Source organism: Tissierella carlieri, assembly GCF_018917285.1.
GTDB lineage: Bacteria > Bacillota > Clostridia > Tissierellales > Tissierellaceae > Tissierella > Tissierella carlieri.
Genome location: NZ_JAHLOH010000039.1, coordinates 1 through 10572, shown reverse-complemented (window position 1 = coordinate 10572; position 10572 = coordinate 1). Strand labels below are relative to the sequence as shown.

The window sequence follows — 10572 nt, the reverse complement described above, 5'->3', positions numbered from 1 at the left end:
AAATAGTCAAGCTATAAGGTCAAATTAAAAGTCCACAGTGTCTAGTTTAATTATAGCGGATAATTATAATAAAAAAGAAAGGAGAGTATGATTTTAGTCGTTGACTATATCATACAAGGAACTTATGATTAATATTAAAGGAAATAGAATATGCTTAAGGACATTTACGAGAGAAGAATATCATCAATTTTGGAAATCGTATATCCCAGATCCAATTATGGACCCCAATCCTTATATTTATAATAAAGAAGAAGTAGATACAGGATATGATTCTATCACTCAAAAAGAATCATGGTATCCGAGAGTAGGGATTTTTTTATCAGATGAAACCCTAATAGGTGAATTATCTTTTAAAAGGATTAATCATGGGAAAAGTCAATGTGAACTTGGCATTGCTCTTGTTAATGATAAATATAAGGGGTTAGGATATGGAACAGAAGCAGTTGAAGTGGCAATAGATTATGCATTTAATGTTTTAGAACTTAATTACATATATGCTGATACAATGGGTTCCAATCTTAGAATGCAAAGGATATTTGATAAGTTTGGATTTGAATTTATCAATAGAGAAGAGCATCGTTATGATATGCATGATAGATGGGAAGACAAATTGAACTATATGTTAAGAAACACAAATAGATTAAAGTAAGGAATATTATCAATAAATTATATTTTAAGAGATGTAAAAGAAGTAAATATTATTTATATAATTCACAGATAAATAAGGATTTATAGCATATAGCAAAATAATAATCTATTGAGGAGGTACCATATGCTAGGACATTTAGGATTTTCATATATAGGTCTGATATATTTACTAATGTTATTTATTCCAAATATTATTTGGAGTAAGAATCAGCCAATAGATTATGACAATACCCAAGAGAATAAAATATTATTATTGCTTGAACGTGTTGGACAAGTATGTTGTACCTGTAGCGTATTGATTTTTAGTGATTTTAATATTGTTTCGTTTTCATCATGGAGTTTATGGTTAATATCATCATTTTTACTGATGATTTTTTATGAGATTTGTTGGATTAGATATTTTATGAATGAACATACAGAAGAAAATTTTTATCGTAGTTTTTGTAGGATTCCCGTACCTCTTGCGAGTCTGCCTGTTATGGCCTTTTTACTATTAGGTATTTATGGTAAAGTTATTTGGTTGATTGCATCTGCCATCATAATTGGTATAGGACATATAGGAATACACATTCAACATGTAAAAGCGATAAAATAAGCTTAATAAATTCTAATTTATATGATTGTACAAAATGAACATAGTATGTTGTTGAGTCAATACATATTCTTTTCATTTTGTACAATAAAGATATTTATATTTTAGGAGGATAAATAAATGATACATTTAGAAGAAGTTACGCCAGATAACTGGAGAATGGTAAATGAGTTAAGGGTTAGCAAAGAGCAAGAGAGTTTTGTTTCTCCTAATGTGAGAATCCTTGCAAGGGCATATGCATATAGAGATGAAGTCAGTGAGGCGTTAATTATCTGTAATGATGATGAAATGATTGGGCTGTTATTTTATAGAGAATGGCCGTCTAGTTGCTATATTCTAGATCAATTTATGATCGATGAAGGATTTCAAGGGATGGGTTATGCTAGGGCCGCATTAGAGCTTATTCTTAATAGAATGAAGGAGCATGGTAAATATAATCGTGTTAAGCTTTGTTATTGTAAGGGAAATGAGGTTGCTGTAAATTTATTTACCAGTATCGGATTTTATCATACATATGAAGAAGATGAAGATGATGATGATGATGAAATTATCATGGCACTTGACTTTTAAGTGAAGAAAAGGATTATACTTAGTAAACTACGTGTAGCATAATCTATATTTTAAGATATTATATCCTTTCACGGAGAGCAAAGTTTGGTTAAAAATATGTCTTATAGGAGGAGATAAATATGGCTAATCAAGTATATGCTATTTGGATATTGGATGAAACTACTAATCAAAAATTAGATGAGCTAAGAAAGGCATTAGAACTATTTGACATTGAATATAATCCTATCTATGGACATATTACATTTGCAAGTTTTATAAATATTGATATAGGTGAAATTTTGGAGTATACCAAGAAATTTGTAGAGGGAAAAAAATCATTCTATATAAATTGCTCAGCATTGGGCTTTCTAACAACTAATTGTATTGCTTGCATACCTTCTACTTCAGGAAAATTATTAGAATATTATGAGGAATATCATCAAGAATATGATTCTTATTGCAACATGTGGACAAGTGTTGATTCAGGACTATGGCTACCTCATATATCTCTGTATTATAGTGAAATAGAAGACTTAGGTGGGATTATTGGTGAAATGTCAAAAAGATTTATTCAGTTCAAAGGGAAAATTGTTCGCATGGAATTATCTGTTGTAAATGAAAAGGACTTTAATATAATATATTCTCACGATTTAGAATGATAAAGGAATATTAGTTAAGTTTCAGCTTAGTAAATCATTAGCATATATCAAAATAATTAAATTAGAGATTGATAATTACTAAAGTGGTAGTTGCTAATAAAATCATGTTATCGAAAGTTCAAGGAACAGGGAATTAAATCTAGATAGAGATCAATCAAATTAGATTAAGGAGGTAGATAGTATTGACATATATTTGAATCTATTTTTCCAAAAAGCGAAGTTAATTTTCAAGAACAGCTAGACTCTCTTAGGGCAGCACCGATGACAAGTTTTCTACGGGTATGTCTTATACCAACTGTAGAAGAAATATTGATAAGGGGTTATGTCTTAGGAGAATTATCCAATAAATATGGAATTATATTAGCATTACTGGTATCATCTATATTATTTGCATTATTACACTTTAATATGGTTCAAACATTATCTGCATTAATTTGTGGACTGATTTTAGGAATATTATATATTTATACGGGCTCTATATATTAATTAAATTAGAGATTAACGAGACATGATAAGGGGGAAGTAGGATGGAAATGTTAGTGGTAAGACATGGACAGTCTGTTGCTGATTTAGAAGATAGACATGAAGGGCGAGCAGATTTTGAACTTACAGAATTAGGATGTAGACAAGCTAAATATGCTGGGAAATGGATAAAAGATCATTATGAAATTGATATTATTTTAAGCAGTCCACTAAAGAGAGCAGCAAAAACGGCCGAGTTTATAAGTGAAGAAACTGGTATAGACATAATCTTTGATGATGAGTTAATGGAGTGGAATAATGGTTTATTAGCAGGTTTATATCGTTCAGAAGCAAATGAGAAATTTTCTATGCCAAAAGCTGGCAGAAAGCCTCATGATGAATTTGCACAATCAGAGTCATATATTAACTTTAGAGCTAGAGCAGAGATGTTTTGGTCAAAGTTTATACATAAATATGAGGAAGAAGAAAACAAAACTAGGATATGTATAGTGTCACATGGTGGAATGATAAATATGCTTTTTAGAAGTTTTATGATGCTACCAGTTAATACCGATTCATATATAAGTACTGGTGATACGGGGATACATTTATGGAAGGTAAGTGGTAACGAAAGAAGGATTATATTTTTAAATAAGCAGGAACATTTATTAGAGCTAAATGAGTAAATTCATTAAAGTAATTAAAGATAAAAAAGAGCTAAAGAGGTGAAATTTATGTATCATCAAGATTGGATAATGAGGCAGATTACAAGCTTTATACATATGATAGGGAAGGTATTATTTAAGAAGGATAGTGTGGAACTAAATATCCACGGTGAAAGTAATTCTGAAAAAGTTCACCTATTATACGAAAGGTTAATAAACCTGATAAATAATCTAAAAGTCAATGAAGCAGAAGACCTATTGTTTGAAAACATAGAAACCAATGATTTAATATACATAAAAATAGCTATGGATTTTTATGATAAAGTAAATAAATTGAGTGATGAAGAATTAGAAGAAGCAGATTTTAGTCGTGAAGAAATAAAATTAGGTCTTGAAGATATATTGAGGTTATATAGTATTAAATTTGAAGGTTTAGGGATTAGCTGGAAGGAATATTGATGAGACATATGCTAACGAGTGCAGGGGTTTGGACTTGAGGTAAGGTAAATGAATAGAAAAGAATATTATAGAGAACTTAGGTGATTTTTAAATGGAGAAATTACTAGATAAAATAATAGAAAAGCGTACTTTACAAAAAAACTTAATCATAGGAATTGATGGCTTAGGGGGAGCTGGTAAGACCACAATAGTTAACTCATTAAAGTCACAATTGAGCAATAGGGATTATAATACAGTCATATTGCATATTGATGATTTCATACATCCAAAAAATATTAGATATAATGAATCTAAAGAAGAATGGTATTGCTATTATAATATCCAATGGAGATATGATTATTTAATTAAAGAGATTTTGATGGCAGTAAAGGAAGGAATCGAAATTGACAAGGAAATTGAAATATATGATAAAGACAATGATATATATACTTTAGAACAAATAAAAATATCGCAGGGTTCAATTATATTATTGGAAGGCATATTTTTACAAAGGAAAGAGATAAGAGAATACTTTGATTACGTGATTTATCTAGATGTGCCAAAAGAGGTACGATTAAATCGTGTAATGAATAGAGACAAGTATATGGGAAATTCGGAAGAAATAAAATTAAAATATGAAAGACGATATTTTCCAGCAGAAGATAAATATATTGAAGAATATAGCCCTATCCAAAATGCTGACTATGTATTAAATTATGTTAGAAAGGAAGAGGAGAATATCTATATGTTATGAGTCAATAAACTAGAACTATTAGACTACCATATTTGTTGAATAGACAAGAAGTAACTATATATTAGGAGGGAATTGTATGATTGAAATACCAGAAGCTATCACCTTATCATGTCAAATAAATGAAACTTTAAGAGGCAAAAAGATTAATGATGTTATTACTAATCAATCACCCCATAAGTTTGCTTGGTATTATGGTGATCCTAGTGAGTATAATTCAAAATTAAATGGTAAAATAATAGAGAAAGCTTGTGCATATGCCGGTTTGGTTGAAATCAGCCTAGGTGACATTATATTATTATTAGGTGATGGAGTAAATCTGCGATACTTTGGTAAGTGTCAGAAATTACCACCAAAGCATCAATTGTTAATACAGTTTGACGATGGTTCTTCACTTGTTGCATCTATTCAAATGTACGGTGGAATATGGTGTTTTAAAGATGGAGAATTCGATAATGTATATTATGAATTAGCTAAAGAGAAACCATCTCCTTTATCTAGAGAATTTGATTTTAAGTATTATGAAAAGATTATATCAGATGAAAATTTACAGAAGAAAAGTGTAAAATTTCTTTTAGCTACAGAGCAACGTATACCAGGTCTTGGAAATGGAGTATTGCAGGATATATTATTCAATGCCAAACTTCATCCTAAAAGAAAGATATCAACACTTTCAAGTGAAGAGATAGAGAGACTATATCACTCTATTAAATCTACTTTGAATGAGATGGTGACAAAAGGTGGACGAGATACAGAAAAGGATTTATTTGGGTGTTCTGGAGGTTATGCTACAAAATTAAGCAAGAATACCGTGAAAGCGCCATGTAAGATTTGTGGCAAGAATATAATTAAGGAAGCTTATCTGGGAGGAAGTATTTATTATTGTGAAGGATGTCAGTTACAATAAATAAACTTTTATATTAATTACTGTGGTATATAGTGAAATAATTGGATTTTGAAAGTAATGGATTGAATAGAAATAAATGATGAAGTGAGGAGATTTATATATGAAAAACAATCTAAAGCAAATATTAAAAGAAATAAAAGAAGATAATTATAAAGTTCCAGCAGAGGTAAATGTTAATGAGCTTGTTACGGAAATGATCTATGATATAGGTAGTACAGATCCAGAGTTACGAGATAAATTAATATATTCAGTAATGTATCATTGGATTATGAATAATGAGATTGCAACTGATAAGTTAAAGGAATTGCTAGCAATTAGTATGGATGATAATCATCTATTCTTTAAAATTGGGGAGACAAATACTGATTCAGTATTTACTCGTTCCTTTTCTATTTTATTGATACCGCTGATACTTATTAATAATAGACAATTTAAATTTCTTTCAGAAAAGGATATTAAAGAAGTCTATATAAAAGTAGTAGATTATTTTATAAAGGAGAAAGATTTAAGGGGATATGTAAAAGATCAGGGATGGGCACATTCAGTTGCACATGCTGCAGATGCACTAGATGATTTAGTTATTTGCTCGGAAATAGGACATGAAGAGTTATTATACATGCTAGATATAATTAAAAATAAAATCTGTATTAATAATTATGTATATATTAATGAAGAAGATGAAAGGTTAGTAACTGCAATAATAAGTATATTCAATAGAAAAATAATAACTGATGAAGAATTTTGTGAATGGATAAAAAGTTTTAATGTATTACAAAGGACAGGAATATATCCAGAAGATCATAATCTATTAATTAATGTAAAAAATTTATTAAGAAGTTTATATTTTAGATTAATCAGATTAGATAATACTCAAATTCTAACTGAACAAATAAAAGATACCTTAACAAAAATAAGTAGCTTTAATTAGAGATCATTGTTGCCTAAGTTTGTTGTGATAGTTGTCATATTATTACTTGTCGAGGTATCAATGATAGTCTAGAATTTAAAATTGTATTTTATTTAAAATGATAAAAGGAGTTATTAAAGTATGTATCTAGTGAGCTCATGTTTAGTAGGAATTAATTGTAGATATAATGGAGGAAATAGTGAACATAAAGCCATAGTGGAATTGGTTAACCAAGGAAAGGCAATACCTGTGTGTCCAGAGCAGTTAGCCGGATTGCCTACTCCAAGGTCAAGCTGTGAGATTGTCACATATGAGAATGGAGATATAAAAGTAATTAGCAAGGATGGACGAGATTTTACCAAACAATTTATTGAAGGTGCGAAAAAGACTCTAGCAATTGCCAAAGCCATAGGCATCAAAAAAGCAATATTAAAGTCGAAAAGTCCTTCCTGTGGTTGTGGACTTATATATGATGGAACATTTTCAGGTAATTTGATAGAAGGAAATGGCTTAGTTGCAGAACTATTAATTAAAAATAATGTTGAAGTATATACGGAAAATAATTTAGATATGTTAGTGGTGTAATCGTAACATTGGATTTAGAAATTGAACTGTTTTAGAAGAAAAAATTGTGTTGTCGCATTTTACAATAATATATGATCACAAGAGCTATGTTACATTGCAGAGTATAGGGTTAGAGATACCCAGCCCCATATTTTAATAAGGACAGGCATATAAACTTAGGAGGATAAAGTTATGGAACTGTTTTCTAAGCCTGGTGTAGGCGGAATAATTGAGAAAAATATATCTGGAATAGATTACATATTAATTCAAGATAGGTATAAAGACAATGCCAAAGCAGAATCAGGATTGATTGAAATACCTGCAGGTAAGATTAGAGAATTTGAAAACATCTTCGATTGTTTAAGAAGGGAAATTTGGGAAGAAACAGGGCTGGAAGTTACATATATTGAAGGCGAAAATGAAGCTCTAATTTTTCAAGAAAATGATTATAAAGTTTTAAATTATATTCCTTTTTCATGTAGTCAAAATATCCAAGGTACATATCCCATAATGGTACAAACATTCATCTGTAAAGCCAATGGAGAATTATTGAAAAATACAAATGAAGCAAAAAATATTAGATGGATATCATTGAAGGAGTTGCAAGAACTATTAGAAGGTAATGAAAAAGCCTTTTATCCCATGCATGTTGTAGCATTAAAGAAATACTTAAAATATAAAATAAAATCTAGATAGAGTATGAGATTATGATAATTGTATGTCTATAACCAATGTTAAAGGGTATTGGAGGCTCTTATAAGGACCTAATCCTTATCTTTGTATGATGTTGGACTTTATTTAATAAAATGTCCACATTCCTTGTTATCATAGCATTACTTTCAGATTTTTTAAAGAAATATTAGAGCAAGGTGAGAAGATGGAACCTAAGAAAATACTAGATATTATAGTTCAAAGGTATAAAAATATATTAGATAAAAATCTTGTCGGAATATATTTACATGGTTCATTGGCGATGGGATGCTATACAAATGAAAGTGATATAGATTTTCTTGTTGTAGTAAGAGAAGCTATAGATGTTGCAACGAAGAAAGATATTATTGAATCAATAATACATTTAGACAATTTACCTAAAAAAGGAATAGAGATGAGTATTGTTCTAGAAAAGTATGCGAAAGAATTTATATATCCCACACCATTTGAATTGCATTATTCAGATTCTCATAGAGAAAAGTATCTATCTGATAATAATTATATTTGTGGAAATTCTACGGATGAGGATTTAGCTGCTCATTTCACAATAGTTATAAATAGAGGCATTTGTTTATATGGTAAAAAGATTGGGGGAGTATTTGCAGATGTACCAAGAAAATATTATATAGATTCAATTGTTAATGATATAGAAAATGCTGAGGAAAATATAGTGGAAAATACGGTTTACATTACTTTAAATTTATGTAGGGTATTGTATTATATGAAGGAAAATGTAGTTTGTTCAAAGCTAGAGGCTGGAAATTGGGCTAAGGAAGTTGTACCACAAAAATATAGAAGAATTGTGGAAGATGCTGTTAATGTATATACTAATAAATTAGATCAAATGGAATATAGCAAGGGTATATTGAAAGAATATGCTAATTATATGTTAAAAGAAATAAGGGTATATAAATAGAAATAGTGCTTGTTATGGAATGAAGTTTAAAGGGGTGTAGAAGATGTATTATATTCGTTCTGCCAAAACATCTGAAGCAATTGAAATACAAATTTGAAGATGATTAATTTAAGTTGCAAGCTATGTGACTCTTGTTTAGTATTATTTGGATAACTTTTTTATTTGATACTATGTTGTCGAAATAAAAAGATATAATAAAGAACTATAGGGAGAATATGAAATGGATATAAAATCTTGGAATAAAGATATAAAACAATTGAGGGAGATAATTCTTAAACGAGATAATATTGAAGAAAGTATAAAGTTATGTTTGGAATTACATTCAATGGTTCATTCATCCAATATGTCAGGAATAGATAAGAAAACATTTGAAGATGAATTATGGGAAGGATTAGATGAAAATACATTTAGAACTTCCACAAATGAAAAAGGACGAACTATAGCATATGGTATATGGCATTCTTCAAGAATAGAAGATATAACAATGAATATATTAGTTGCTGGAAGTGAACAAGTTTTTAATGTGGAAAATTGGAAAGAAAAAATAAATTCCAAAATAATTGATACAGGAAATGCAATGACAGGAGAAGATATAATGGAATTTAGTAAAAATATTAATATGGAGGAATTAAAAAATTATAGAGTAGCTGTAGGAAGAAGAACAATAGAAATTATAAAAAGTCTTAAACCAGCTGATATGAAAAGAAAAATTGAAAAAGATAGATTGAATCGTGTTTTGGAAGAAGGTGCAGTTTTAGATGTTGAAGGAGCAAATTGGTTAATAGATTTCTGGGGAAGAAAAAATGCAGCAGGGATAATATTGATGCCAGCTACAAGACATCATGTAGTTCATATAAATGAATCATTAAGTGCAAAAAAGAAAAATAGACCAAGAGAAAAGTAAGAGTCTAGATATGAGGTATGTTATGTTCATATGAGCAGTTAATTAACGTCTTGATGGTATCAATATTATTTGAATTTTTTTTAAAAGTAAAGATGAAATCTGAAAACTTTACAGTTGGTAGAGTTTGTAATAATAAATATAAAGATTAAGGTATAACAGGAGTGAATAAAACTATGGAAATTAAAGAGGTAAAGATTGAAATCTATATTCCAGAAGAATATATCATGGACCTAAGAGATGAGCTGAATAGAGCAAATGCCTGTAGAGTAGGAGATTATGATAATTGTATGTCTGTAACTAATGTTAAGGGATATTGGAGACCCTTAGAAGGAGCTAATCCTTATAATGGCCAGGTTGGAGAGATCTGTGAAGGTGAGGAGTGCAAGGTTGAAGTAAGGTGTAAAATGGAATATGTTAAAAATGCAATTGAAGCTATTAAGAAAATTCATCCATATGAAGAGCCATTATTTAATATAATCCCAATCATAAATGATTTATTTGAATTATAAAAGTGAATTTTTTATAGAAATAGGGCACATGGAAATCAAAAGAAAGTTCACATTAAAAAAGCATGTAATCAAAATGAACCGACCCCCAAAAGTTAGACCTAAGAATCTAACTGATGGGAGGTCGGTTTTTAAATGGCAAAATATAGTTATGAATTTAAGATGAAAGTTGTGCAAGAATATTTAGCTGGAAAGGGCGGATTCGCTTTTCTATCTGAAAAATATAATATCTCTTCTACGAGGGACTTACAAAAATGGGTTTCTGCATACAATCAATTTGGCTCTGATGGTTTAATGAGAAAACGAAAAAATCAAACTTACTCTTTCGAATTTAAGCTTCATGTGGTAGAGTTGTATCTAACTACAGAGGTTTCTTATCAGGATTTAGCACTT

16 protein-coding genes are annotated in these 10572 nt (G+C 29.5%); all 16 read left to right on the top strand.

Features of this window, described 5'->3' with window-relative positions; translation table 11 throughout:
- Positions 1-124: 124 nt before the first annotated feature.
- Positions 125-649: a GNAT family N-acetyltransferase gene (locus KQI38_RS12315; protein WP_216559843.1), complete on the top strand. Its 525-nt coding sequence runs from the start codon at positions 125-127 to the stop codon at positions 647-649.
- A gap of 123 nt (positions 650-772) precedes the next feature.
- Complete coding sequence (locus KQI38_RS12310; RefSeq protein WP_216559840.1) at positions 773-1243, top strand: hypothetical protein; 471 nt, start codon at positions 773-775, stop codon at positions 1241-1243.
- A gap of 117 nt (positions 1244-1360) precedes the next feature.
- Positions 1361-1810 (top strand): GNAT family N-acetyltransferase, encoded by a 450-nt coding sequence (locus KQI38_RS12305; protein ID WP_216559838.1) that lies wholly within the window; start codon positions 1361-1363, stop codon positions 1808-1810.
- Between the two features lie 119 nt (positions 1811-1929).
- Positions 1930-2448 (top strand): hypothetical protein, encoded by a 519-nt coding sequence (locus KQI38_RS12300; protein WP_216559837.1) that lies wholly within the window; start codon positions 1930-1932, stop codon positions 2446-2448.
- A 261-nt stretch (positions 2449-2709) separates the two neighbouring features.
- The gene (locus tag KQI38_RS12295; protein WP_216559835.1) at positions 2710-2934 is read left to right on the top strand and encodes a CPBP family intramembrane glutamic endopeptidase; all 225 of its coding nucleotides are present in this window, start codon (positions 2710-2712) and stop codon (positions 2932-2934) included.
- A gap of 41 nt (positions 2935-2975) precedes the next feature.
- Entirely contained in the window at positions 2976-3596 is a 621-nt protein-coding gene (locus KQI38_RS12290; RefSeq protein ID WP_216559833.1) for a histidine phosphatase family protein, read from the top strand.
- A 48-nt stretch (positions 3597-3644) separates the two neighbouring features.
- Positions 3645-4034 carry a DUF6483 family protein gene (locus tag KQI38_RS12285; protein ID WP_094899043.1) on the top strand — a complete coding sequence of 130 codons (390 nt, stop codon included), beginning with the start codon at positions 3645-3647 and terminating at the stop codon, positions 4032-4034.
- A gap of 91 nt (positions 4035-4125) precedes the next feature.
- Positions 4126-4767, top strand: a complete 642-nt coding sequence (locus KQI38_RS12280) for an AAA family ATPase (RefSeq protein WP_216559831.1) — start codon at positions 4126-4128, stop codon at positions 4765-4767.
- A 76-nt stretch (positions 4768-4843) separates the two neighbouring features.
- Positions 4844-5671 carry a hypothetical protein gene (locus tag KQI38_RS12275; RefSeq protein WP_216559829.1) on the top strand — a complete coding sequence of 276 codons (828 nt, stop codon included), beginning with the start codon at positions 4844-4846 and terminating at the stop codon, positions 5669-5671.
- Between the two features lie 100 nt (positions 5672-5771).
- Entirely contained in the window at positions 5772-6599 is an 828-nt protein-coding gene (locus KQI38_RS12270; protein ID WP_216559827.1) for a DUF2785 domain-containing protein, read from the top strand.
- Between the two features lie 120 nt (positions 6600-6719).
- Positions 6720-7163 (top strand): 2-thiouracil desulfurase family protein, encoded by a 444-nt coding sequence (locus tag KQI38_RS12265; protein ID WP_216559825.1) that lies wholly within the window; start codon positions 6720-6722, stop codon positions 7161-7163.
- 171 nt (positions 7164-7334) lie between these two features.
- Positions 7335-7838, top strand: a complete 504-nt coding sequence (locus KQI38_RS12260) for an NUDIX hydrolase (RefSeq protein WP_216559823.1) — start codon at positions 7335-7337, stop codon at positions 7836-7838.
- A gap of 181 nt (positions 7839-8019) precedes the next feature.
- Positions 8020-8769: an aminoglycoside adenylyltransferase domain-containing protein gene (locus KQI38_RS12255; protein ID WP_216559822.1), complete on the top strand. Its 750-nt coding sequence runs from the start codon at positions 8020-8022 to the stop codon at positions 8767-8769.
- 220 nt (positions 8770-8989) lie between these two features.
- Positions 8990-9673: a hypothetical protein gene (locus KQI38_RS12250; RefSeq protein ID WP_216559820.1), complete on the top strand. Its 684-nt coding sequence runs from the start codon at positions 8990-8992 to the stop codon at positions 9671-9673.
- A 173-nt stretch (positions 9674-9846) separates the two neighbouring features.
- Positions 9847-10182 carry a divalent cation tolerance protein CutA gene (gene cutA, locus KQI38_RS12245; RefSeq protein WP_216559819.1) on the top strand — a complete coding sequence of 112 codons (336 nt, stop codon included), beginning with the start codon at positions 9847-9849 and terminating at the stop codon, positions 10180-10182.
- 132 nt (positions 10183-10314) lie between these two features.
- The coding region (locus KQI38_RS12240; RefSeq protein ID WP_216559817.1) for a helix-turn-helix domain-containing protein at positions 10315-10572 on the top strand (258 nt) is incomplete at its 3' end.